Here is a 24,849-nt window from a genome sequence, read left to right on the forward strand (position 1 = left end):
AATTTGATACAGTTTCAAATTATTGTGATCTTCACATGGCATAATTCATTTTCAATTACATACTAACAAAGACCTTAGACGGTCTATGATTTAGGACACTTGCATGTCACTTTTACTACAAATGACTATCTTCTTAGGTGCATGTCTTATTATTGTACCTCTAGGCAAACGGTTAGGTATTGCCACCGTTCTAGGTTACTTATTTACAGGTATTATTTTAGGGCCAAGTGTGCTCAATGTTGCCAATGACCCTCAGTCTATTATGGAGTTAGCAGAGTTTGGCGTTATTCTACTGATGTTTCTTATTGGACTAGAATTACGCCCTCAACGACTGTGGCAAATGCGACAAGCTATTTTTGCTATGGGGAGCTTGCAAGTCGGTGTGACTGGTTTTATTTTCATGGCAATTCTTTGGTTTTTCTTCCAACAAAGTATTCCTACAAGTTTTGCTGTTGGATTTGCGCTCGCGCTTTCATCTACAGCATTTGTTTTACAATTACTCAATGAAAAACAAGAACTCAACACCACGTATGGTCAAAAGTCATTTTCAATTCTTCTCTTTCAAGATATCGCTGCCATTCCTTTACTTGCCGTCATTCCTTTACTTGCAGGTACATCTTCTGCACATCATGGCATTGCCTATTTTGCAGCGATTATTGCAACATTTAGTGGTTTATTTTTATTTAGTCGTTTCGTCATGCGCCCATTTTTTAGGTTTGTTGCAAAAAGTGGTGCAAGTGAGCTTATTACAGCAGTCGCCCTTTTTATTGTACTTGGGGTGGTTCTACTCATGGAAACACTCGGTATAAGCACAACCTTAGGTGCATTCTTAACAGGCGTCTTGCTGGCAGACTCCGAATTCCGACACGAGCTTGAAGCAAGTATTGCACCATTTAAAGGACTCTTATTGGGGCTCTTCTTTATGACCGTGGGGATGACAACTCAACTCTCCACCCTATTTAATAATCCCTTGCTTATTATTGGTGGTGCAATCGCACTTTTACTCATCAAGCTTATTTCCATCACACTCATTGGCAAATACTACAAAAATACATGGAAAAATAGCCTGATGCTTGGTACATGCCTTGCACAAGGTGGCGAATTTGCTTTTGTTGTTTTTAATGTCGCGCATAGCGAACAATTACTCTCTCAAAGCTTACTTGAGCCTGTCACACTCATTGTTACTCTTTCCATGGTCTTTACACCAATTTTATATTGGTTCATGACACGCTTTGTCATTCCTCGCCTTGAAAAAAACAATCAACAAGATTTTGATGAAATCCCAAGCCATGAAAGTCCAATGATGATTGCAGGCTTCGGTCGTTTCGGACAAATTATTGCTCGTATTGCACGCTTACAGCACATTCCATTTATTGCTATAGACTCAAGCCTAAAACAAATTGACTTTGTACGTCGCTACGGCGGAAAAATTTACTATGGTGATGTCACACAACCTGAGTTGTTAAGATCGGCAGGAATCGAGCATGTCAAAGTTTTTGTACTTGCAATTGATGATGTTGAAGACTCACTCAACACTGCACGGCACATCACACTCAACTATCCTCATGTAAAATTATTGGTTCGTGCACGTGACCGTCATCATGTACATTTATTGCGTGATATTGGTGTTACTCATATTTGGCGAGAAACCTACCTTTCTTCTTTAGGCCTTGCTTATCGTGCACTTCGAGAGTTGGGTATGGAAGATCAAGAGGCTTATGAAAAAATAGAACTTTTCCGTGATTATGATGAAAAGCTACTGGCAGAACAGCAAAGTATTTATAACGATGAACAAAAAGTATTTGAAACACACCGCAATGCACTGGCAGAGCTTGAGCATTTATTTGAAAGTGACACCAAGGTTGAGCCCAAAGAAAATGAAGTCAACTTACGCCGTGGTCTTGAACAACAACGCATCAATGTCTCACGAAATGAAAACGAATAGCTTGTGTTTTTTTATGATGCCACCATTAACTAAAGGGATTGGAGAAATATATGTCTAACTTACGTCAACGTTTTTATATTGAAAACTGCCCTGTTCGTGGTGAGGTTGTTCATTTAGATGAAGCCCTGCAAACCATTTTATCTCAACGTGTTTACCCTAAGGCGATTCAAGTACTACTTGGGGAAATGCTCAGTGCAACTGCATTACTTGCAAGTACCTTAAAAATTAAAGGTCGAATTAGCTTACAAATTCAGGCGAAAGGTACACTCAAGTGGGCAATGGCTGAATGCAACCACCTTGGTGAAATACGTGCGTTAGCAGATTTTTCAGATGATGATCGCTTTGCTCAAGCAACCGACAGCAGTGCCGTACTCTCTACCTTAGAACAACCTGTGTTGTTCATTAATATTGAGCCTGAGATGGGCGAACGCTATCAAGGGATTGTACCTTTAGATAAACCAACGCTTGCACAATGTCTCATGCAGTATTATGACCTATCTGCACAGATACCAACACATATTGTACTTGCCAGTACCACAGAAGCATCGGGTGGTTTACTTATACAGCTACTTCCACGTACCGAAGAAGAGCAAGAAACCATTGATGAAGATCTATGGCCTCGCCTCATTATGCTGACAAACACACTCAAAGCAGATGAACTGACAGGACTTGATGCCCAAGAAATCTTATTCCGCCTATACCATGAAGAAGATGTCACATTACCTGAGCAAGAGTCACTTCAGTTTGCATGTACCTGCTCTCGTGAGAAATGTGTCAATGCACTCATACAAATTGGTGAAAATGCTGTAAAAGAAACACTTGAAACACAGAATCCAATTGAAATGGATTGCCAATTCTGTAATTCACGCTACACCTTTAATGCAGAAGAGGCACTTTCTCTTTTTGGCAAACATTTAAGCTAAACATAGTGTTAGGAGGATAGATACTATCCTCCTAACAATAATTAATGAACAGTTCCAATTAAATCCCACCATGTATTGCTCGTAGCACCATTGTCTGGAAAGTACCAATATTGAGACGTTGTTTTTAAACGAAATAATGAATTACCCGACCTAAAAACCTCACCAACTTGTCCATAACGATTATTCGCACCCCAAGTAGAGTAAGTCTGTGTCTTTAAAGGTTCTCCCCTAATAAAGTGTCTACCGATATACTCCCAATCCTCATTGCTTGTTTTATTGATTGGAAAATAGTGTGCTGGCTTTCTTTTAATTTTGAAATATTCAACATCATTCGTATATGGGTTTTCATACACAAAATAATCACCAACAACGACATCGCTATTATTACGTTGTTCCCACTTAAATAATGGACGATTGCTTAAGTACAAATCATTAATAATTGGATAACCTAAACCAATAAAGCGCCAGTCACTATTTGATTGTTCTCCTGTTGGAATATTTCCTAAGTTACCTGTACGTTTTGCTTGCCATAATATTGGATACTTTGCATTCGGGTCTTTAGAATAGAAAATTCCCTGTCTAGCATAGCCTGTTGAAACATCCCATTTTTGAACACCACGATACTGATTTCCTATTCCCTCAATAGAATTATCTTTCTCTAAATAGGAATTCGACCCCATGCTTTCCTTAGATGAGTTCGGTAAAAGTATGTTGTCAGCACACTCATGTGCATCGCCATAAGCTCGACTATCTTTTGATGCCAATCTAGTAGACTTACCCCAATTACCTTGTATTGGGTAGTATGTCGTATCCGCATGCCTTAAGGTATCACAGCGGTAAGGGCCCCAAAAATACTCTAAAAAGAGAGAGTTAGATTTTTTTAGTCCCCCAAAACTCAATGGTGTTTCTAACTGACCTAACACATCTGTACGATTGACCGTCAGATCTGTAAGCGTTATTTGCCACCATTGACCATCTTTCGCTTTTAACGTTGGACTCTTTTCAAACCTGAAACGATACTGATGTCCTACTTTCCAAGAGTATGGCCCCTGTATAGATGAACACCCACCAAACTCATTACAATCTGCTAGTTTCGGAATTACACCACTTACAGCATTAAAATATTTTTTTTCTTCAGGTTTATCACCTGTCCAAATCGAAACCAATGCACGTTTTTGTCCACCACTTCTTTGTAGCCCTAAATATCCTCCATTGGCCTGCGTAAAAGTAACATATTGAGAAAAATATACCGATGAGGGGGATGTCTTTTCAGATGGAATATTATTATATTCCTCACCAGGATCGACATTAATTCGAAAAAAATAGTCTTTAACATCAGGGGTTTCATCAACCAAAGTCCAAGATCCTGATGGTGTTAAGCTGTATCCTACAATAGGATAAGCCATGAATAGCAAAAGCAAAGATAATTGTTTTTTTATACGCATTAGAAACCTATACATTTAATATTAATTACTTTTAACCTATTATTTTTAATAACCTAATATTCTCAATGGTAATAACCATCTCACTTAGGCCAACTTAGCTAGAAAAGTATGTTTCTCTCCATGTCTTAATTATTAACGTAAAATTAACGCTTTAATAAATATATTAAACTCCTTGTAAACGAGATAAAAGGACATCGTGCTTACCTAGATTACTTAAAATTTTATGAATATATTTATTTTTATTGTTAAATTTTAAGTTTAATATAATAATTAACTCTTAGATTACTTCTGTTTTTTGAATGTATTGGCTTAGAATATGAATTCTAAACCTATGGAAGCTTTGCATGAAGATGAAATTAGCCGCTACAAAAATAATAATACTCCCATTACTCATGGTAAATAGTTTCTCTTTAGCAAATGCAGATGAACCTTCTAAACTACAGGTTGGCTTAACTGATACCTACGACTTTCAAGCTTATAAAAATCAAAACAACCCGAATACAATTCTTCCTGCTATTTTCTACGACTCTCAACACTTCTATATAGATGGTGATGAAGTTGGTATCTATGGCATAAATCAGCCAAACCATAAACTTAAACTCAACTTATATTACGACTCTAGCGAGTTTAAACCGTCAGACCAACTCAATAATTTGAATAAAAGAAAACCTTCTGTCATGGCAGGTGGTAGCTATACTTACATTACACAATATGGCGGCTTTCAAGTTCAAGCCGAACAAGACATCTTATCTAGAAGCCACGGCGCATTTACAACATTTGCATATCTTGCACAGCTCAACTACAACAAATGGACTTTTGCACCTGAGCTTGGTGTACAGTGGAATAGTAAAAAATATAATAACTACTACTATGGCGTAAGCACAGCCGAGGCCCAAGCCACTGGCTTAAAAGAGTACCATCCAAAACAAAGCCTACAACCCTATCTTAGCTTAGATACAGCTTATCAATTAAACTCGCGATGGACACTTTACGGCGGACTACAAATTACTGGATTATCAAATCAGCAATACCATAGCCCAATGGTAAACAAACAAACGGATATTTCAACATCTCTTGGATTTTTATACCAATTTTAAGAATAATTTAAATACTTTCTCACATTCTTTAATGTTTTGTTCAAAATAGTATGTTATTTAACTGCAAAACATTCTAGACTAAATCAGCACAATAAGGACTGACTTATGGCAATTAACGAAAAGCAACTGTTGCTTGATGAAGCAAAATACTGTTCGCATGGTGACACTGTACACTATGTTGAACCACCAAAAATCTTTACAAACTGTGAAGGCAGCTACCTCTACGACGATCAAGATATTCCTTATTTAGATCTTCAAATGTGGTATTCAGCAGTTAACTTTGGCTATAAAAATCCTCGTTTAGATAAAGCGCTGATTGACCAAATTAACACACTGCCACAAGTTGCGAGCCAATACTTACACCCTACAAAAATTCAGCTAAGTAAAGCGATCGCAGAAGACATCTTCAAAAAAACAGGTGAAGCGGGCCGTATTCACTACAACGTTGGTGGTTCACAAGCCATTGAAGATTCACTTAAAGTTGTACGTAACTTTACTGGCGGTAAAAGCCGTATGTTTGCCTTTGAAGGCGGTTACCATGGTCGTACTTTAGCGGCTTCATCAATCACTTCAAGCTACCGCTACCGTCGTCGTTATGGTCACTTTGGTGATCGCGCACACTTTATTCCATTTCCATACCCATTCCGTCGTCCAAAAGGCATGACTGCTGAAGAGTATGGCGACAAACTGATTGCAGAATTTGCACGTTTATTTGAAACTGAATACCACGGTGTTTGGGATCCTAAAGTAGGCGAAAGTGAATTTGCTGCCTTTTATATGGAAACCATTCAAGGTACAGGTGGTTACGTTATCCCACCGAAGAACTTCTTCACAGGCTTGAAAAAAGTACTTGATGATCATGGTATTTTATTGGTAGTCGATGAAGTTCAAATGGGCTTTTACCGTACAGGTAAACTATGGTCATGGGAACACTTCGGCATTACACCAGACATTACCGTATTTGGTAAAGCACTCACCAATGGTCTAAACCCACTGGCAGGTATTTGGGCAAAAGAAGCTCTTATTAACCCTGAAGTATTCCCAGTTGGTTCTACGCACTCAACGTTTGCATCTAACCCACTCGGTACTGCTGTTGGTTTAGAACTGATGACCATGCTTGCTGAAAAAGACTATGAAAAGCAAATTATGGAAAGTGGTGCATACTTCCTAGAAGGCTTAAAAGATCTTCAAACACGTCACCCAGAAATTGGTGATGTTGATGGTCTAGGTCTTGCTCTGCGTGCCGAAATCTGTGAAATCGATGGCTTTACACCAAACAAAGCATTGCTTGATAAGATGGTAGATATTGGCCTATCAGGTACTCTAGAGTACAACGGTCAAAAATGTGGTCTTGTTCTTGATGTGGGCGGTTATTACAAAAACGTAATTACTTTTGCACCATCACTCGAAATTTCACGCGCTGAAATTGATCAAGCACTTGTACTACTTGAGCAATTGCTTAACCGTGCGAAAAAGGAAATCTAAACATTTCTTATGGACAATGGTTTAAATCATGTAGAACCAAATCGTCTAGTGGATGCTTTTTTAAAGCATCCACCTCAAGATTTTCAGGCATCTACCCTACATAGCTCTCTTTATTACTTCGTCACCAACTTCAATTTACTCACGACACTTGATGCACCAGTACGTCAAAAAATTGAGTCATTGGTTGGCTATCGCTATTGGAAAAAAATTGTTCATTTTCCAACACGCTTTATTGGCACAACAGTCACAGAATATACGCCATTACCTAAAAACATTTCATCAGAAACACTTATAAATACCATAAAGAAGAACAGTCACGAGCATAGTCTTACGATTATTAAAGACCTTCCGCTGTCTTCACCTTTACTCACACAAGAAGAAAATACAGCAAGTGCAGCACTGATTGCACAAGCAAAAAAAGCAGGCTTCTTAGCCGTTGAAGGACAAGCATTGGCTTATGTCGATATCGACTTTAATGATCGAGATGACTACCTCTCTAGACTTTCAAAAAGTAGACGTAAGAATTTAAAACGTAAACTACGCAGCTTAGATGAATTGAAGGTAGAAGTTCACCACACAGGTGAACATTACTTTAGCGGTGCAAATCGTCTTGAGCAATTATATGCGCTTTATCTTGCTGTATATGAGCAAAGTGAAATTCATTTTGACTTACTTAGTAAAGCATTCTTTCAAGAAATTTTACAAGATAGCCAAAGTAATGGTCGTGTTTTCATGTATTGGAAAGATGACATATTGGTTGGCTATAACATCTGCTATGTCTATGAAGATAAACTCGTAGATAAATATATTGGTCTTAACTACCCTCTCGCACTCGATTATAACCTCTATTTCATTAGCTGGTTTGTTAACCTCGACTATGCAAAGAGCCAACACTTAAAATATTATGTTGCTGGTTGGACAGACCCCGATGTAAAAGCACAGCTTGGTGCAAAATTTACTTTCACTCAACATCTTGTATGGGTAAAGTCACCATTGCTTCGTTTTATTTTAAAAAGATTTAGACATTTATTTGAAGCAGATGCGCATTGGCATCAACAACAAGAAGAGAAAACTGCTAAATGAGTACCTCTCCACGCCATCCAGTCGTTTTAAACTTTGATGATTCAGCAATGGCATCAAACCAAACATGGACAAACATTCCTCTCCAAAGTGAACAAGAAACCATTCGCTTTGGTTGTAAATGGCAAGTCTTTGAAGCATTAGGACAAAAACTTGCAAATGAGCTTCCATCAACTGAAGCAATGGGTTGTGTCCTGTTAGGTAGTGGCGATTACCATCACCTCAGTTATTTATTATTATCTCGTCTTCATAAAGAACAACCCATACACCTTATTATCTGTGACAACCATCCAGATAACATGCGCTACCCTTTTGGTATCCATTGTGGTTCGTGGGTATACTGGGCAAGTCAGCTACCACACGTTGCACGTATAGATGTGCTCGGCATTGGCTCAAGCGATATTGGCTTAGCACATGCATGGGAAAACCATTGGTCACCACTACGTCAAGGCAAATTGCATTATTGGAGTATTCAACAAAATGCGAGTTGGCTAAATAAAGTCGGTGCTAAATCTGCGTGGCATTCATTTGATGAACCTGATTCACTCATGAAAGCATTTTTAGCTGAAATGGAAAAAATAAACTTACCTGTTTATTTATCTATAGATAAAGATGTACTTTCTGAAGATGTTGTGCAAACCAATTGGGATCAGGGTTACTTTGCAGAAGATCACTTAAACGCACTCATAGATGCATGTGACCAAAAACTCATGGGTGCAGATATCACTGGAGATATTTCACTGTATCAATATAAACAATGGTTTAAGCGCCTTCTTAGCTCATTAGATGACCAAGAAATACCAAGTGAAAGTCAACTTACAGAGTGGCAGGAAGAACAACAAGCACTCAATGTGAGACTCATTGAGCGCATGCAAAATAAATGGAAATAGCTTGTTTTTAGGAAGTCTTTTTAGCAGCTTCTTCTGCTTTAAATTCTTCCGCTTCACCTTTGGCTAAGAACAAGACACCTAAAACAATGAGTGCCATGCCACATACTTTTACAGCGGTCAGCGGTTCATTAAAAAGCCAAACGGAAAGCAATGTCACACTAATCAATTCAATATGAGAAGCTGCAACCGCAGGGCCAATCGGTGCACGTTCAAGCAATGTCATCCATGTAAAGAATGAGGCGATATAGCCTAAAAGTGCACCATAAATCCAAATATTACTAAAAATACGAATAAGCCAAGGCAAGTCAAATGTAAGAGGCATTGCATGATTTGAAGCCATTTTAAAACTTACTTGAGCCAAAGTATCAAATAGCATCAAAATGGAGAATCCTACCAAATAAAACAGTCTCATATACTCATTCCAATCACTGCGACACCTGCTGTAATAAGCAATACACCAATTAAACGATACTTGGTTATTTTCTCTTTAAAAAACAAGCGTCCTGCTACCATAATTACAACAATATTAATGCAACCAAGCATCACACCATCAGAGAGTGGTACTAAAGATAAAAATGCAAGCCAAACAATAAATTCAACAACATAACAACCAATGCCTAGCCACATCATTGGCATTTTAGCAAGTGCAACCCAACGCTCCATCCCTTCATAGCCTGCACCTCTCAGAGCAATGGCTTTAAAAGCCAATTGTCCAACAGTATCTACAGCAATGGTGAGTAACCATACGATAAAAACAATGGGTTCCATAAAATACCTTAGGTTTTTTCTTCTGAATTTACAGTGCTATATGTATTTATAAAACTTAAAGACTCATCAATGACCTGTTGACGATCATTATCAATAGTAATCATATGATAGCTTTTCTTTAGCCAAACCAATTTTTTAGGGCCTTGTACACGGTCGTAAATAAGCTGACTATTTTTACGATGTGCTATGTCATCTTCATATGCATGTAAACATAGCGTTGCCGCTTTAATTTTATGCAGATTTTTTCGAACATGTGCCGATAAACGTTGCATATGATATAGCGAATGCCAAGGGTTACCAGGTAGTCCTGCTTCACTACTGTCGCCATGATTCATAGAGTTAACAATACGTTTTCTCAGTGTTTCATTATAAATACCGTATGGTTCTGCTTCATGAAGAATATTAGAGCGTAAGATATTTAAGTGAAAAACTAGAGGCAATATCCATGGTGCTGAAAGCTTCCCCCATAAAGGTACACTCCAACCATCATATTTAAATGTTGGGCTATAACACAGCACACCCTTAACTTCTGGATGCTCAATTGTATAATTGAGTGCAAGTAATGACCCCATAGACAAACCACCAACAAAGATTTCATCGGTATATTGTTTGAGCTTCTCTGCACCTGCACACACACTTGCATACCAGTCTTTCCAGCTGGTTTCTACAAGGTCTTCAACTGTACCGCAATGTCCTGCTAACTGTACTGAATAAACGGTATAACCCTGTTGATTAAATTTACGTGCCAATCCACGCATTTCATTAGGTGTACCCGTTAGTCCATGAATAAGTAAAATACCTGTGCGATTTCCTTCCAACAAAAATGAGTGATCTGTGATCATACATGAACCTTAGCATTTAAATGTGGTACACCAACAAATTGGTCTAGTGTTTTCGTTAGCTCTTTAAATGTAGAAAATGGCACATGTTTAATATTATTTTCTTGGCAGTGCTTTAGTAAAGATTTTTTGGCATACACATAATCTGTCTCTTCAGACAAACAAAAATCTGAGCGGCCATCACCAATAAGAATAGTTTTATATTGTTTATGCTGAGTCTGAGATACTTTGCATTTGCATGTACCAGACTGTGACTTACATGTTGTTGTTGCATTTGGGAAGTGCAACTGCCAACGATGCTCGCTTACTTGTTCAAGCTGATTCGCAATGACAGGAACATGGCGTAAATTATATTTTGCTAAAATATGACGAATAACCATATCTAGACCATCACTTACGATGGTCAATGGAATGCCTAGTCTTTTAGCAGTTTTCACAAAATCGATAAAGCTTTCATCAATTTCAATTTGCTGAACATGTGCTTCTAGCTGTTCTTTTGTAATATTGAGCAATGCAATTTGGCGTTGCATACACTCTTTAGAGCCTATTTCGCCTTGCTCCCATAAATGTTCAATCTCTTCCCATCCTTGATCTGCAAAATTTTCCAACAAGACATCCGTTGTATCTTGCAAACTAATCGTACCATCAAAATCACATAGAATTTTCCAGCTATTTTCTTGGTACTGTTCAACATTCATGAGAAGCATAGGTTTTCTCTCAGCATATTTCCTAAAGTTCTCTGCTTACATTTAGGTAACAGAAACCGCTTAGTATAACCATTTTTGATTAAACATTGCTTATATCTTAAAAAAATAATGTAACTTCTATGCGTTTTACAGGAGAAATTCAAACTATTTACTTACTTATTGTACTCAAAAACCGTATTTTCTATCGCTAATCTTTTTTGCTTTTATTTAGCTTATTTTTATAAAATACTACCAGAAACTGTAGGCAACAATAATAAAACACTCCCACACTACTGATTTATTTTCATACAGAACATAATATAAACAGAAATAAAAAAACTATATCTCTAATTATGTTGAACAATTATGGCTAAAAACTACTATGAACAGTTAGGCATAAGCAGAAGTGCAACGCCTGAAGAAATAAAAAAAGCATATCGTAAACTTGCTAAAAAATACCACCCCGACATTAGTAAGGAATCTGATGCAGAAGCACGTATGCAAGAAATTAATACTGCGTACGACACATTAAGTCATGCAGAGCGTAAAACTGAGTATGACTACGCTCTAGATCATCCTGAAAGTGCATTTCAAGATGGACAAAGCAACTATGATTTCTCAGGGCAGCAAGGCTTTCACCAAGGGCATGAGTTTCATGGCTTTGAAGATTTATTTGGAAGTTTCGGTTCAGGATTTGGTGGAGGTTCTTTTCAAGAAAGACATTTTAAAGGCGAAGACCAACATACATCTATCGAAGTTCCTGTAGATGTGGCTTTTCATGGCTCAGTTCAAAAGATTACCTTACAAATTCCAACATATACTGCACAAGGTAAACCTGAAGTTCAAAGAAAAACTTTAGAAATAAAAATACCTAAAGGAATGAAGTCTGGTCAGCAAATTCGCTTAGCCAAACAAGGACAGTCAGGTATTAATGGCGGTGAAAATGGCGACCTTTATATTGAAATTACTTACCAAAATTCAAAACAACTCTATGTAGAAGGTACTGACATTTACCTTGAAATACCTATTAGCCCATGGGAAGCAGGTTTAGGTCAGCGCATTCAAGTCAAAATTCCTTCTGGATCAATCATTGAAATTAACATTCCTAAGAATGTAAAAAATGGTCAGAAGCTACGTATTAAAGATAAAGGGATTCCAAGCTCACCTGCGGGTCATTTATACCTCATACTCAACATTGAAGCCCCTCAAGCACTAAGCCCCGAGCAGCAACAAGCCTATGAAAAACTTTCAGAAGCTTTTCCTCAATTTAAACCAAGAAAAATTTAAAGGATTGAATTATGAAACATCATATACAGTATTCTGAAGTCATCAGTCAGTCCTACCATGAAGTAGAAATTATTGATGAAGTATTCCCATTAGAAAAATTTGCAGAAATTTGTGGGCATCAACCAGATTGGATTATTCAACTCATTGAATATGATATTTTACCTGAAAGGGCGACACAGCATGAATCGCCTTCTTTTCTACAAGAAGATATTCAACGTGTTCGAAAAGCATATCGCTTACAAAGAGATTTTGAAGCGTCATTACCGGCTGTATCGGTCATGTTAGACCTTATTGATGAAGTAAACATGCTTCGTAAGCGTACTACAAAGCATGTTTAATTTTTTGGTTCGTCTAGTCTATAGACTTTCAGCCTGACATAGACGAACTAGTTCTTCCTCACTTGTTGCATTAAGGACGATATCAATCACATCTAAAACAGCTTCTTGCTCATTATGCTTGGCTTGATATTTCGCTACCTGTTTCAACTCAGGAATCGCATTTTCTACAGCAAAGCCATAACCTGCTTTCTTAACCATCTCAATATCATTGTTATTGTCACCAATAGCTAGAATTTCATGGTCTTGCACCTGCCATTTCTTTTGCAAGAAATCTAAACCATATGCTTTATGCTTATGCGGTACAATTAAATCGATAAAACCAAATCCACTCGAGACCATTTTTACATCGCCTGATTGGATATATGATTTTGTCTTTAGATCATTTGTTAATGTTTCAAAATCATAATAGGTTGTATTAATGGTGACTTTACAAATCAAGTCATCAACTTTCTTTAAGTCATCAACTTGCTGTAAGCGCTTAAAGTATTTATTTAACTTTGGCATTGCCTCAGGTTTTACTTCAGGGCCAATATATGCGCCCTGCTTCCCACAGAGAATGACTCCATCGGCGTAACGTTGTAATAAGTCATCAACCATTGTATTTACAACATTTTGGCTAAAGTGGGAAAAACTAACCTCCTCTACACCATCCATAACATAAGCGCCATTTTCAGCAACATATGCAATTTCATCTTGAATTTCGGAGAAGTAATTTTTAAGTGTCCAAAGTTGGTTTCCACTTGCTGCTACAAAGTGGATGTTACGTGCTTGTAACTGAAGAAATTGTGCAAGAAAACGCTGTTTATTGTACTTTTTTTCTCCATTTAGAAATGTACCATCCATATCTACAGCGATTAATTTAATTGACATTTGCACCTCGTAGGCTAAGACAAACTATTTCACATCATTTCTTTTAATTTCACTTTCCTTTCAAATTATCTTAGCAAGAGATGACATGCTTATGAATGATATTGCCTTAAATATTACAAAATTCTAATATTTTTATTTTCTTTCATTATCGGAAAAAACCACATATTAAAATATAATAATATTGATAATTATTATCATTTATATAAAATAGTGTCATATTTTTGTAATTATTTTATTGCCATGTTTATATTCAGTCAGCAGAATTTTCTACATCACCCGCTTAGCTTCAGTATTCTTATTGTTTTAAGCATTACTTCTTTGCATGCGGAAACGGTAAATACGCAGCTTGAAACAATTACTGTCAAGTCAGAGCCTTCATCTACCTTAGAAGCTGCCACAGGGCTTAAACTCAAGCCAAAAGAAACACCTCAATCCATCTCTGTAATTACTCAAGAGCAGCTTAAAGACCAAGGTATTTCTAGTTTAAGTAAAGCCTTAAAGCAAACTACAGGCATCAATGTTATTCGTGAGTCTGGGGTATCTCGCTTTCAATCTCGGGGTTTTTATATCGATCAAATTGAAGAAGATGGTTTAAGTAGTACTGTTCCAGGATCTTCATCCAACCCTTATAACACTTCGTCAAGCTCTTCAGATTTAGATATTTATGAACATATCGAAGTCGTTCGTGGCGCTACGGGCTTAACTCAAGCCAATGCAGAGCCTGGTGGTACCATCAATGCTGTAAGAAAACAGCCAACCAAAGAGTTTCAAATGCATGGATATGTGCAGGCTGGTCAATGGAATAATGTTCGCTCAATGGTTGATACTTCTGGTGCTTTAAATAATAGTAAAACAGTCCGAGGTCGCCTTGTTGCAATCAGTGGTACTCAAGACTCATTTAAGAATAGTGTCAATAGTGATACCAGAACGCTATACAGCGTATTAGATTTTGATTTAACACCATCAACCCTACTACGCCTTGGTGCAATTTACCAAAAAACACATGATGTTCCAGATTACTTTGGTATACCTATGGCAGTAGGAGGAATAGATTCAGGTTTACCAGCAAATACTTACTTAGGCTCAAGCTGGTCAACTTTAGACTTTGAGAAATATAATGCTTTTGCAGAGTTAGAGCATCAATTTAATGATGACTGGAAAATATCAGCAAATATCAATAGTAATTGGAACAAGTCTCTAAAAAAACTCGGCGGACTAGCACAACTTACAACCAGTTATAGTGGATTAACAAATACTAATCCCAACATAAAAATGAATGACTTCCAAAAATACAACAATTCAAGCGATGAACTGACAGCAAGAATTGCTTTAAGCGGAAAATATTCATTATTTCATGCAACACATGAGCTATTTGCGACACTTGACTATAGCAGCTTATATGAACTGTCTGAACGAAAATATATTACGAATCGAACAGCCTATAATGTTTGGAGTTTTTCACCCTCACAAATTTCAGAACCAGATTGGAATAAAAATTTAACACATCATATTTTTTATAATAATTATGTTGTACAACAGGCAGCATCGCTAGGTACTCGATTGAATTTTCCTAAAGACTTCCATCTAATTCTAGGTGGTCGTTATACACAATCTACTACTAATGGTTCTGTATATTATGAAACTTATAATGGTAAGCCTGATGGTGAATATGCTAAAAATCGTGAGGTTAAGAAAAACAAACTTATTCCTTATATTGGTTTAACTTACGATCTCACACCAAATACAAGTCTTTATGCAAGCCATACTGAAATCTTCAAGCCACAATCTTTTCGTAATATCAAAGGTGAAATTTTAGATCCTATTGTTGGCAAGAATCAGGAAATCGGAATTAAGTCTGAACTATTCGATCATCGTTTAAATGCATCACTTGCACTATTTAATATTGAACAGCAAAACAGACCACTTACTGACTCTCGAAATATTAATTACTATATTGCTGAAGGTAAAGTGCGTAGCCGTGGTATCGATGTCGAGCTATCTGGAAAAGTGACTGATGATTTAGCAATATTTGCAAGTTATACCTTTAATAAAAGCAAATATTTACAAACTGAAAGCTCACGTTACCTAGCAGGTAGTAATTTTAGTAAACATACACCTGAGCATATATTCCGAATGTATACCCAGTATCAACTGCCTGGCATATTTGATAAATGGTCAACGGGTATGGGTGTAAGTACACAAACAGAGACCAGTAGTTTATATGACATTCACCAAGGTGGTTACACTTTATGGAATGCCAATTTACGCTATACCTACTCTGAAAACCTATCCTTTAATTTAATTGGTGAGAACCTTACCAACAAACGCTATTACGAAAATAATAGAATGCGCATGAATGGCGGAAACAACTTCCTTGGTGAACCAAGAAGTATGCTATTTCGTGTAGATTGGAAATACTAATCCTTTAAAATTTTCAGGTGTAGATCAATCATTTAGATCTACACCTGAGCATTTGTTTACTTCCTCTTAGCAAACTGCTCTACTTCTTTAATTTTCTGTTTAATTGGATCCATATCTAACAATGAAAGGAAATTCGCTCCTTTTTGCTCATGAGATTGAGACAATAAATCCAAAACACTTTTCTCACTACGTCCAACCAAATGACGACGATAAAAATAATAAATTAGTAAAATTGTACATACAAGCATTGCCACAAGCATCATCCAAAACCCTTGAGGGGATTTCAAGCCCGGAATAAACTCAAAGTTCATTCCATAAATACCTGTAAGTAATGTCAATGGTGCAAAAACTGCCGTAATGATTGCAAGAATTCGCATATTCTCATTGGTTTGGTTCGAAATTGCCGAGAAGTGTAAATCTATTGCAGCCTGAATAGAACTTCTTAACCGTGCAGTATGCTTTTGAATACGCTCAATATGACTGGCCAAATCATTAATACGTACCAAAACCAAATCTAAAGACTCAAAATGCTTTTCTTGCGATAAGTGGTGGTAGTTCTCTACCGTTTCATCCCTTAACTCTTGTAATGTCTCTATTTGCTCTTCACATAAGTTTTCAACTTGCTGAAAAGCCATATTTTCATCAAGGAGCTGTTGCCATTGGTGGAAGTAGTGCTTCCCTTGTAGTAATTCTTTCTGCCAATATTCAACACGGCGCGTTAAAGGCGCTCTTAAACCTAAGTAATCATCAATCATGCTATTAAGCACTCTCAATGCAAGATTAATTGAAGTAACTGGAAGTTTTCTTTGCTTATTTTGCTCATTTGGTTTTTTATCAAATAAGCCCACAAGACGATCTATATAGTTTTGAATCGCTTTATTGCCTTGCTCTCTAACAGTAATGAGAGCTTTAGGTGCAATAATAAAGTTAACAGGTGTCGTAATTAAACCAAACTCACTTTGATGTTGCTCAGATTCTATTTCACCTGAACCTATTTGGTCATTTGGTGTAACTAACTTACGAAAAATAAGAAAGTCATACTCTTCCATCACATCAAAACCACATGGGTGTTCAATATTTAAAATATCAGACGTATGTAACTCATTAATTGTAATATTTGTCTGCTCAAAGATATCTCTTTGCCATTGCTCAATATTACCTACAACTTCCGACCTTAAACTATCGACCCACATAAAGTTTAAAACACAATTGTCATGCTTTTGTTGAGAAACAAAAATCGTATTGTCATCTGGACGGTGGTAGAAATAATAAACTTGCATAAATAATTATAAATTTTTCATCGTTATATACATGATGCCTATAAAAAAAGCCCGCATCAAGCGGGCTTTTTTATAAATATACTTATGCTTGTTCGATATCTTTCATCGTAAGCTTAATACGACCGCGATTATCAACGTCTTGTACTTGTACTTTCAGCTCTTGGCCTTCAGTCAATACATCCGTCACATTTGCAATACGTTCATTCGAAATTTGCGAAATATGAAGTAAACCATCTGTACCAGGCATAATGTTTACAAACGCACCAAATTCAACGATACGAATTACTTTACCTTGGTAAATTGTACCTGGTTCAATTTCAGCAGTTAATGCTTGAATCTTAGCAATCGCTGCTTTCGCTGCTGCTTTAGTTTCACCAAACACACGTACTGTACCATTGTCTTCAATATCAATCGCTGCTTTGGTTTCTTCAGTAATTTGGCGAATTGTCGCACCGCCTTTACCAATAACATCACGAATCTTATCTGGATTAATGCTAATTACTTCAAACGTTGGCGCGTGTGCTGAAATTTCAGGACGTGCACGAGAAATGACTTTATTCATTTCATTCAAGATATGCATACGACCTGCATACGCTTGATTCAATGCAACTTCCATAATCTCTTCAGTGATACCTTCAATTTTGATATCCATCTGAAGTGCAGTAATACCGTTTTCAGAACCTGCTACTTTAAAGTCCATATCACCAAGATGATCCTCATCACCTAAGATGTCAGAAAGTACAGCAAAACGCTCACCCTCTTTTACTAGACCCATCGCAATACCTGCAACTGGTGCTTTTAATGGTACACCTGCATCCATAAGTGATAATGAAGCACCACATACAGAAGCCATAGATGAAGAACCATTCGATTCTGTAATGTCAGATACGATACGAATCACGTATGGGAAACGGTCAATTGGAGGAAGAACTGCTTGTACACCACGACGAGCCAAACGGCCATGACCAATTTCACGACGTTTCGGGCCAGTTTCACGACCAGTTTCGCCTACAGAGTATGCAGGGAAGTTATAGTGCAACATGAAGTTATCTGTTTTTGTACCAGATAATGTATCTACCATAAGTGCATCACGTGTATTACCAAGCGTAGTTGTCACAATTGCTTGTGTCTCACCACGTGTAAACAATGCTGAACCATGCGCACGATCAAGTACACCTGCTTGTACATCTAGTGCACGTACAGTTTTCGTATCACGACCATCAATACGTGGTTTACCTGACAAGATGTTGTCACGTACTGTACGGTATTTTAAGTCTTCAAATAGGAAGTTAACTTCATCAGCGATTTTTCCGCCTTCGTCTTCTTCTGGTACGAACTGAGCAACAGCTTCTTCATATAAAGCACCAAGCGCCGCATAACGGTCTTGTTTTACAGCAATGGTATATGCTTCTGAGATTTTTGCTTCAAATGCTTCTTTTAGCTTTGTACGAAGTGCTTCATCATTCGTTGGCGCAGCCCATTCAGACTTCGTTGTACCTACGGCAGCTGCAAACTCATTAATTGCTTGAATCGCAATTTGCATTTCATCATGGCCATAAAGTACTGCACCAAGCATTTGGTCTTCTGAAAGCTCTTTCGCTTCAGATTCAACCATTAATACAGCAGATTCAGTACCAGCAACAACAAGGTCTAAATCCGATTGAGCCATTTGCTCAAAGTTAGGGTTTAGAATGTATTCGCCATTGACTAAACCAACACGCGCACCAGCAATTGGGCCACGGAATGGTGTATCTGCAATTGCAAGCGCTGCAGATGTACCAATCATTGCTGCAATATCAGCTTCCATTGTCTTATCAGAAGAAACAACAGTTGCTGTTACTTGTACTTCGTTGTAATAACCTTCTGGGAACAACGGACGAATTGGACGGTCAATTAAACGAGATGTTAATGTTTCTGCTTCTGAAGCACGACCTTCACGCTTACCATAGCCACCCGGAATACGACCAGCAGCATATTGCTTTTCTTGATAATTTACAGTTAGAGGGAAAAAGTCAGTACCTGCTTTTGCAGTTGGCTGTGCAACAACAGCAACTAATACTGAAACACCGCCCATTGTCACTAAAACAGAATTTGCTTGACGTGCAATACGACCAGTTTCTAAAACAACTTGGTATTGTCCATATTGAAATTCTTTACGAGTAACATTAAACATCGACATATATTTTTATTTCCTGATTTTATTCTAGTGGAGACCCCTAAGGTTTGGCATTCACACTACTTTCTTATTTTGTAATTATAAATGACAAAGCTTAGAAGCCGACCTCACTAGAGTTTAAACACAAAGAAGGAGCGAACATTCGCCCCTTCCTTCCGCTTAGAAAACTAAGCGTTGCTTTCCAGTCACGAAGTTGGTTTCAACATTCGGTATTCCGAAAAAACACTTTTTCATCGAATTAACGACGTAGACCTAATGCACCAATTAATGCAACATAACGACCGTGGTCTTTACCATTTAAGTAGTCTAGTAACTTACGACGTTGGTTAACCATACGGATTAGACCACGACGGCTGTGGTGATCTTGTTTGTGTGCTTTAAAGTGGCTTTGTAAATCGTTGATTTGCGCGCTTAATAAAGCAACTTGTACTTCTGGTGAACCAGTGTCGTTTTCTGCACGAGCAAATTTAGCAACGATTTCTGCGCGATCTTGTGTAGTTAAAGCCATTCGATTTCTCCGAGATGCTTAAAAATTTAAAAACTGATAGAAAACAATTCTAGTAACTAAAACTGTCTGCCGTGCATCACTACAGCAAGCATATATTTTAAGTGAAAAAGACTAGAATTGCAAAATGCTTTCTATACTTAGTTATTTAAAAATCGAAATAGCTAAATATTTTCCTAATAATTTTTTATAAATTAGATATCGTTATAATGCTCCACAGCATCTATAAATAAAAAAGTAAACTACTTCGCTTATTTCAGAGGTTAATTTGCTTTTAGATATGGTTTTAGCATTGAAAATATCATCACTAAACCACTTAGAACTGTTCATGCTGTTTGAAGTGTGAGTAATTGATACTTAATGAGAAACCTAATAGACCAAATGTCATGTGCTAAAATATAAGGTGCTAGCTCATACAATCCAAAATTATATTTTGAATCATTATTCATATAAAGGGTTAATAGGTTTACTCATTACACTATTGATCATGCTCTATCAACATTGCAGTTTAATAATCCAAATAATAGAAGGCCCAAGTCTCCTTGGGCCTTTAATATGCGCTGTGTTGCTTAGGTTATTGTTTTATGCTTTTATTTTTATCAGAAGTCCTTATCTTCGTTACTTTACCGCGTCCTTATATTCTCTATATTGACAGATATTTTTTTTGTTCATAGTGGTTTTTTCTTCAGATTCTGTACGCCATCACGTACAAACAGAATATTCTGTCTAACTGCCATATATATCTATAGAAAACAGTGCTGTAGTTTTAATCATTCATTTAAATTTTGCCATAGAAAAAGCCTTGTAGTCTCTCCCAAAACTACAAGGCCTAAGGTCATGCTTGCTTCTTTATATCACTTACAGATCATTGTAAGTTCGCTGTCATTCGACTCTTTCTCTTATTGTGCGATTTATTGCTTAATCTTCCTAACTAAGCTTATTTAATGAACTCATCATCTCAAAAATATAGGTGAAGCTCTATCCGTTAATTTCTGTAATTTATGTACGCAATGACTGACAAAGTGTCAAAATATCACTAAACATCAACTGCTTTAACGAAACTATCTATTTTAGAACACAACCCACTTTGACGTACTGTTTTTACAGATAATGCAGTTGTAAGTGATTGAGGATCAACAAATAAACTAACAACACGCTTCGCTCGTGTAATTGCTGTATATAACAACTCTCTACTCAACAGCCTTTGGGGACTTTCTTCAAGAACAACAGCAACATGCTCAAACTCTGAACCTTGTGACTTATGAATTGTCATTGCAAAAGCCGTATGAATTGTTTGAGGTAATCGTGTCGCAACAACCCATTTATTTAAACTTGGAAAAAACACTTCATATTGTTTATGATCTTGTCGATGTCTAAAACAGATCCCAATATCACCATTTGAAATGCCCAATTGATAGTCATTTTCCATCACCATGACAGGCCGACCAACATACCAATCTATTTCACGCTTTGAATAACCCAAAACTTCTTGTTTAAACTGCTGCTCGATATATTGGTTCATTCGATTGACACCGAATACACCAACATTCATTGCTGTTAAAATACGATAGTCATTAAAGCAATCTAGAACTTTTTGCCTTAACAAGGCTAAATCACTCTCTTCCTCACCTTCCACTGAGTTATATGCTTTAACAGCTTTGATATAATCTGTGTAGCCCAAACAAAGCTGATCTAAGTTTTTTTCAAGTTCAGCCTCTGTTATTTTCTTAGGTAAATAAGTAAGTTGAAGATGATCTTCTACAATGGTATTTAAATCGATATATTCAATATGAGAAACACGCACAACCTCTTCATTAAAGCGCTTTAAGAGTTGCTCATGATCAAATGATGTAGATGTGCTCACTTGCTGAATAAATTTTGCCATCTTTCCAATTTGTGCATCATCATTAAAACGACGGCTATGTACAAGATGAGTTCTGTAAGCTTGTAAGGCCTCTATTTGCTGTAAATCTGCCAAAACAGATCCCACACCAACAGAAGCAAGTTGATTCGCATCGCCCAATAAAATAAGTTTTGCCCCATCTGCAACTGCCTCAAAAAGTGCAGTTGCAAGGTTTAAGTCAAGCATTGAGGCTTCATCTACAACAATGACATCAAAAGGTAATGGTTGCTTCAAATTAAATTTTGCAATGCCTCTATTTCCCATTGCAAGTAGACGATGTAACGTCACAGGTTGAACCATTTGCAATGCTGGTGTAACAAGGCCTTTGTCATTAAGTAGCTTATCTTGAAATGCGCTTTGTAATGCCTCTTGCATTCGCTGTGCTGCTTTTCCTGTGGGTGCTGCCATTGCAATACGTAAGTCAGGAGTTTCTTTATTCAATACAGCAATAATACGAGCAAGCGTATAGGTTTTCCCTGTACCTGGTCCCCCTGTAATTATTCCCAAATAATGCTTCGCAACCATTTTCAATGCGAGTTGCTGATATTCGTCAACAAGTAAGTCCTTATAAGCGCTTATATCTAAATTTATCGAAGGTTGTTCGGTCAAACGCTTTACTTGCGTTGCCAGTCGTTGCTCTAATGCATAATATCTATACAAATAAACCCTTTTACCATCATAAATAAAAGGGCAAGTATGGCTTTTATCCCCAAAAGCCACTAGACTACGCAACCTCTCGACAGTCGCTCGGTTTATAGATAAACAACTATTGCCCTGAGCATTGGACAGCAAAATGTTTTGTATGACTTCTTGCATGTTCGCTTTTTCACTGACTGCAGTAAAAGCGAGTGTATCGGTCAAATACTCAGACCACAGCACCATCCATTCTTCATATTTTTCCAACTTATCCAACAGCTTACCCACAGAGTTATCCTCAAACTTATTCACACAGATATCAACAGAGTTATACTCACGATTATCCACAATTTAACATTTTGTTTTTTAGTAACTTATACTTAATCTAAGCCAATTTCTGCACAGCATAGTAGCCCAACATCGCATCTAAACGCTGAATAAACTCTGGACTTGGTTGCCAATGACATACACCCATATTTTCTTGTCCTGTCATACCACGCAAATATAAATATGTTGCCCCACCTAAGTGTTGCTCTATGTCATAGCCATGTAAACGCTCTTTTAAATAACGATGCAACGCCACAAGATATAAACTTGCCTGTAACCAATAACTACTTTGCGACATATTTTTAGCAATTTCATTTTGCGTATAGCTCTGAACTGTTTCACCTAAAAAGTTACTTTTATAATCTGCAATATAATATTTGCCTTCAGACTGATATACCAAGTCAATTGATCCATTCAAGAAGCGTGCTGACTCTGCGCTATTCAGGGTAGGAATAAATATATCGTACTCTTGAAAAAGCTGATGGATACGCTGACTCGCAAATACCTGATCTGAAAGTGCCAAATAGAAAGGAAATTCTGACAGATATGTATTCGGTTCAAGCTGACCAAGCATAAACTCATTTCCAAATGGTGTAGACAGAATATCGTTTAACCAAGATTTCACATCTGCAATTAAACGCTCTTCACAATCCTGCTCACGAATACCATCACCGAGTAATGCTTGGTACTTTTCAAAAACTTGTTTCTTGAGTGTGCTGTAGTCATTTTTAAAACGGCGATAAATTTCTAAGTCCCATGAGCTTTGGTCTTGAAAATCGAGATGTTCAAAAATTTCATGTAAAAAATTACCTGCATGTGTTCCCATTGGGAAATTGCGTGCAATCCATGGTATTTTTTCCGCTTCATTTGATAGATCATCTATATCATTAATAGATTCGACTACCAAAACTTCATCATCTGCTGCGGTTTCATTATTTGTATATGTTGCCAAAACATCTAAAGCTTGTTGCTTGGTTAAATGCTGTGCCAATGCAGAAAAACTGGTTTTTAATCTTGGATATAGCTTCAGTTGAGGCTGTGGTATTGCCAATAATTCAACAACCACTTCACGATCTTCTTTATAGGGTAAAGGTTTACTTGTCAGTAGTGGCTCATCTGTTGCCGAAATATGACTAAACAGCGTCGGCTGTACTCTCCAAAAATTAACCCCACTTGTTGTTTCAGTTTTGCCCTTATTCAGCACAGTATAAATTCGATGGCTTGCACGCGTAAGTGCCACATACCATAGGCGGTTTTGTTCTGCTTGCGCACGTGACTGATGCTGCTGTACCTCAATTTCACTCAAAGCTGTTTTATCATCTATTGCAATCACACGTTGTTGTTCAACTTGCTTGGTCATTTCATTTATTGTTTCTTTAGTAGAGAAATTCAGCGTTTTATTAATTTCTCGGAATGACCCATTGGCATTGAGTAGAAAAACTATTTTGAATTCTAGACCTTTCGATTGATGAATCGTCATCAACTGTATGCCTGCATCGGTAGATAGACTTCGCTCTAGTTCCCACTCTCGGTCACTCGGTGAAGCGACTTGTTTTAAGTACCAATTCAGTAGGTTTTTGGGCCCTTGATACTTCCCACTATGCTGACTGAGTAGGTCTGATAAATGTCTTAAGTTAACAACACTTCTTTCATTGTCTCGACTATCAAAGCGAACTAAATTACGCCATACATCAAAATACCGTAAACAATATTGCCATGCTGCTAAAAAGTGGCGTTCAAACCAAATTTCACGAATTTCACTAAAGACCGAAATAAACTGCCCTAAACCATCTGTTTGTCGTTCAAACTGATTTAAATTTGTAAGTGTGTAGCCCAACATTCGGCTAAGCAAAGCACGTTTTACCTTCTTTTCATCATAAGGGTTCATTATTGCTATGAGCACTGCTGCAACATCTTGTGCAAGTAAGCCATCAAAAACACTTCTTTT

20 protein-coding genes are annotated in these 24,849 nt (G+C 37.2%); 9 read left to right on the forward strand and 11 right to left on the reverse strand.

From position 1 onward, the window contains the following. Positions 1 to 103: 103 nt before the first annotated feature. Together P256_RS07130 and hslO are read left to right on the forward strand one after the other, a co-directional pair. Positions 104 to 1,945 carry a monovalent cation:proton antiporter-2 (CPA2) family protein gene (locus tag P256_RS07130; protein ID WP_023273014.1) on the forward strand — a complete coding sequence of 614 codons (1,842 nt, stop codon included), beginning with the start codon at positions 104 to 106 and terminating at the stop codon, positions 1,943 to 1,945. Between the two features lie 50 nt (positions 1,946 to 1,995). Further along, a complete protein-coding gene (gene hslO / locus P256_RS07135; RefSeq protein WP_023273015.1) occupies positions 1,996 to 2,868 on the forward strand; it encodes an Hsp33 family molecular chaperone HslO in 873 nt (290 codons plus the stop codon). 41 nt (positions 2,869 to 2,909) lie between these two features. Here hslO and P256_RS07140 read toward each other — a convergent pair whose 3' ends face one another. Next, positions 2,910 to 4,274: a hypothetical protein gene (locus tag P256_RS07140; protein ID WP_155756751.1), complete on the reverse strand. Its 1,365-nt coding sequence runs from the start codon at positions 4,272 to 4,274 to the stop codon at positions 2,910 to 2,912. A gap of 383 nt (positions 4,275 to 4,657) precedes the next feature. Here P256_RS07140 and P256_RS07145 point away from each other — a divergent pair, with 383 nt between their 5' ends. From P256_RS07145 to P256_RS07160, 4 genes are all read left to right on the forward strand, one after another. Continuing rightward, positions 4,658 to 5,410: a MipA/OmpV family protein gene (locus P256_RS07145; protein WP_023273017.1), complete on the forward strand. Its 753-nt coding sequence runs from the start codon at positions 4,658 to 4,660 to the stop codon at positions 5,408 to 5,410. Between the two features lie 105 nt (positions 5,411 to 5,515). Continuing rightward, entirely contained in the window at positions 5,516 to 6,895 is a 1,380-nt protein-coding gene (locus P256_RS07150; RefSeq protein WP_023273018.1) for an aspartate aminotransferase family protein, read from the forward strand. A 9-nt stretch (positions 6,896 to 6,904) separates the two neighbouring features. Then, positions 6,905 to 7,978, forward strand: coding sequence for a GNAT family N-acetyltransferase (locus P256_RS07155; RefSeq protein ID WP_023273019.1), 1,074 nt, complete (start codon positions 6,905 to 6,907; stop codon positions 7,976 to 7,978). Further along, a complete protein-coding gene (locus P256_RS07160; protein WP_023273020.1) occupies positions 7,975 to 8,865 on the forward strand; it encodes a hypothetical protein in 891 nt (296 codons plus the stop codon). Before P256_RS07155 ends, P256_RS07160 begins: the two co-directional genes overlap by 4 nt. A 7-nt stretch (positions 8,866 to 8,872) precedes the next feature. On the opposite strand, the gene P256_RS07165 is transcribed toward P256_RS07160, so the two are convergent. The 4 genes from P256_RS07165 to P256_RS07180 are packed head-to-tail and all read right to left on the reverse strand — an operon-like array spanning position 8,873 to position 11,179. Beyond that, positions 8,873 to 9,277, reverse strand: a complete 405-nt coding sequence (locus P256_RS07165; RefSeq protein ID WP_040331946.1) for a DMT family transporter — start codon at positions 9,275 to 9,277, stop codon at positions 8,873 to 8,875. Then, positions 9,274 to 9,633 carry an EamA family transporter gene (locus P256_RS07170; RefSeq protein WP_023273022.1) on the reverse strand — a complete coding sequence of 120 codons (360 nt, stop codon included), beginning with the start codon at positions 9,631 to 9,633 and terminating at the stop codon, positions 9,274 to 9,276. The genes P256_RS07165 and P256_RS07170 overlap by 4 nt, the downstream gene beginning before the upstream one ends. A gap of 8 nt (positions 9,634 to 9,641) precedes the next feature. Next, positions 9,642 to 10,475 (reverse strand): alpha/beta hydrolase, encoded by an 834-nt coding sequence (locus tag P256_RS07175; protein ID WP_023273023.1) that lies wholly within the window; start codon positions 10,473 to 10,475, stop codon positions 9,642 to 9,644. Continuing rightward, positions 10,472 to 11,179 carry an MtnX-like HAD-IB family phosphatase gene (locus P256_RS07180; RefSeq protein WP_023273024.1) on the reverse strand — a complete coding sequence of 236 codons (708 nt, stop codon included), beginning with the start codon at positions 11,177 to 11,179 and terminating at the stop codon, positions 10,472 to 10,474. The genes P256_RS07175 and P256_RS07180 overlap by 4 nt, the downstream gene beginning before the upstream one ends. A gap of 345 nt (positions 11,180 to 11,524) precedes the next feature. Between P256_RS07180 and P256_RS07185 the strand changes: the two genes are divergently transcribed. Together P256_RS07185 and P256_RS07190 are read left to right on the forward strand one after the other, a co-directional pair. After that, the gene (locus tag P256_RS07185) at positions 11,525 to 12,445 is read left to right on the forward strand and encodes a DnaJ C-terminal domain-containing protein (RefSeq protein ID WP_023273025.1); all 921 of its coding nucleotides are present in this window, start codon (positions 11,525 to 11,527) and stop codon (positions 12,443 to 12,445) included. 11 nt (positions 12,446 to 12,456) lie between these two features. Beyond that, positions 12,457 to 12,783, forward strand: a complete 327-nt coding sequence (locus P256_RS07190) for a chaperone modulator CbpM (RefSeq protein ID WP_023273026.1) — start codon at positions 12,457 to 12,459, stop codon at positions 12,781 to 12,783. Positions 12,784 to 12,801: 18 nt separating this feature from the next. Here the strand turns inward: P256_RS07190 and P256_RS07195 are convergent, their stop codons facing one another. Continuing rightward, positions 12,802 to 13,653, reverse strand: coding sequence for a Cof-type HAD-IIB family hydrolase (locus tag P256_RS07195; protein ID WP_023273027.1), 852 nt, complete (start codon positions 13,651 to 13,653; stop codon positions 12,802 to 12,804). A gap of 240 nt (positions 13,654 to 13,893) precedes the next feature. Between P256_RS07195 and P256_RS07200 the strand changes: the two genes are divergently transcribed. Next, positions 13,894 to 16,074 (forward strand): TonB-dependent siderophore receptor, encoded by a 2,181-nt coding sequence (locus tag P256_RS07200; RefSeq protein WP_023273028.1) that lies wholly within the window; start codon positions 13,894 to 13,896, stop codon positions 16,072 to 16,074. 56 nt (positions 16,075 to 16,130) lie between these two features. On the opposite strand, the gene P256_RS07205 is transcribed toward P256_RS07200, so the two are convergent. The 5 genes from P256_RS07205 to P256_RS13375 form a co-directional block, all read right to left on the reverse strand. Next, entirely contained in the window at positions 16,131 to 17,354 is a 1,224-nt protein-coding gene (locus P256_RS07205; protein ID WP_023273029.1) for a magnesium transporter CorA family protein, read from the reverse strand. 82 nt (positions 17,355 to 17,436) lie between these two features. After that, complete coding sequence (gene pnp / locus P256_RS07210; RefSeq protein WP_171068518.1) at positions 17,437 to 19,527, reverse strand: polyribonucleotide nucleotidyltransferase; 2,091 nt, start codon at positions 19,525 to 19,527, stop codon at positions 17,437 to 17,439. Between the two features lie 241 nt (positions 19,528 to 19,768). After that, positions 19,769 to 20,038, reverse strand: a complete 270-nt coding sequence (gene rpsO / locus P256_RS07215; RefSeq protein ID WP_023273031.1) for a 30S ribosomal protein S15 — start codon at positions 20,036 to 20,038, stop codon at positions 19,769 to 19,771. Between the two features lie 1,033 nt (positions 20,039 to 21,071). After that, positions 21,072 to 22,850 (reverse strand): exodeoxyribonuclease V subunit alpha, encoded by a 1,779-nt coding sequence (gene recD / locus P256_RS07220; RefSeq protein WP_407637987.1) that lies wholly within the window; start codon positions 22,848 to 22,850, stop codon positions 21,072 to 21,074. 109 nt (positions 22,851 to 22,959) lie between these two features. Further along, the coding region (locus tag P256_RS13375; RefSeq protein ID WP_023273033.1) for a 3'-5' exonuclease at positions 22,960 to 24,849 on the reverse strand (1,890 nt) is incomplete at its 5' end.

This window comes from Acinetobacter nectaris CIP 110549 (genome assembly GCF_000488215.1).
GTDB lineage: Bacteria > Pseudomonadota > Gammaproteobacteria > Pseudomonadales > Moraxellaceae > Acinetobacter > Acinetobacter nectaris.

Bases quoted from the DNA above. Each gene is read 5' to 3' on its own strand.
- P256_RS07130 (WP_023273014.1), top strand. From the start codon at position 104: ATGTCACTTTTACTACAAATGACTATCTTCTTAGGTGCATGTCTTATT.
- hslO (WP_023273015.1), top strand. From the start codon at position 1,996: ATGTCTAACTTACGTCAACGTTTTTATATTGAAAACTGCCCTGTTCGT.
- P256_RS07140 (WP_155756751.1), bottom strand. From the start codon at position 4,274: ATGGCTTATCCTATTGTAGGATACAGCTTAACACCATCAGGATCTTGG.
- P256_RS07145 (WP_023273017.1), top strand. From the start codon at position 4,658: ATGAAGATGAAATTAGCCGCTACAAAAATAATAATACTCCCATTACTC.
- P256_RS07150 (WP_023273018.1), top strand. From the start codon at position 5,516: ATGGCAATTAACGAAAAGCAACTGTTGCTTGATGAAGCAAAATACTGT.
- P256_RS07155 (WP_023273019.1), top strand. From the start codon at position 6,905: ATGGACAATGGTTTAAATCATGTAGAACCAAATCGTCTAGTGGATGCT.
- P256_RS07160 (WP_023273020.1), top strand. From the start codon at position 7,975: ATGAGTACCTCTCCACGCCATCCAGTCGTTTTAAACTTTGATGATTCA.
- P256_RS07165 (WP_040331946.1), bottom strand. From the start codon at position 9,277: ATGAGACTGTTTTATTTGGTAGGATTCTCCATTTTGATGCTATTTGAT.
- P256_RS07170 (WP_023273022.1), bottom strand. From the start codon at position 9,633: ATGGAACCCATTGTTTTTATCGTATGGTTACTCACCATTGCTGTAGAT.
- P256_RS07175 (WP_023273023.1), bottom strand. From the start codon at position 10,475: ATGATCACAGATCACTCATTTTTGTTGGAAGGAAATCGCACAGGTATT.
- P256_RS07180 (WP_023273024.1), bottom strand. From the start codon at position 11,179: ATGCTTCTCATGAATGTTGAACAGTACCAAGAAAATAGCTGGAAAATT.
- P256_RS07185 (WP_023273025.1), top strand. From the start codon at position 11,525: ATGGCTAAAAACTACTATGAACAGTTAGGCATAAGCAGAAGTGCAACG.
- P256_RS07190 (WP_023273026.1), top strand. From the start codon at position 12,457: ATGAAACATCATATACAGTATTCTGAAGTCATCAGTCAGTCCTACCAT.
- P256_RS07195 (WP_023273027.1), bottom strand. From the start codon at position 13,653: ATGTCAATTAAATTAATCGCTGTAGATATGGATGGTACATTTCTAAAT.
- P256_RS07200 (WP_023273028.1), top strand. From the start codon at position 13,894: ATGTTTATATTCAGTCAGCAGAATTTTCTACATCACCCGCTTAGCTTC.
- P256_RS07205 (WP_023273029.1), bottom strand. From the start codon at position 17,354: ATGCAAGTTTATTATTTCTACCACCGTCCAGATGACAATACGATTTTT.
- pnp (WP_171068518.1), bottom strand. From the start codon at position 19,527: ATGTTTAATGTTACTCGTAAAGAATTTCAATATGGACAATACCAAGTT.
- rpsO (WP_023273031.1), bottom strand. From the start codon at position 20,038: ATGGCTTTAACTACACAAGATCGCGCAGAAATCGTTGCTAAATTTGCT.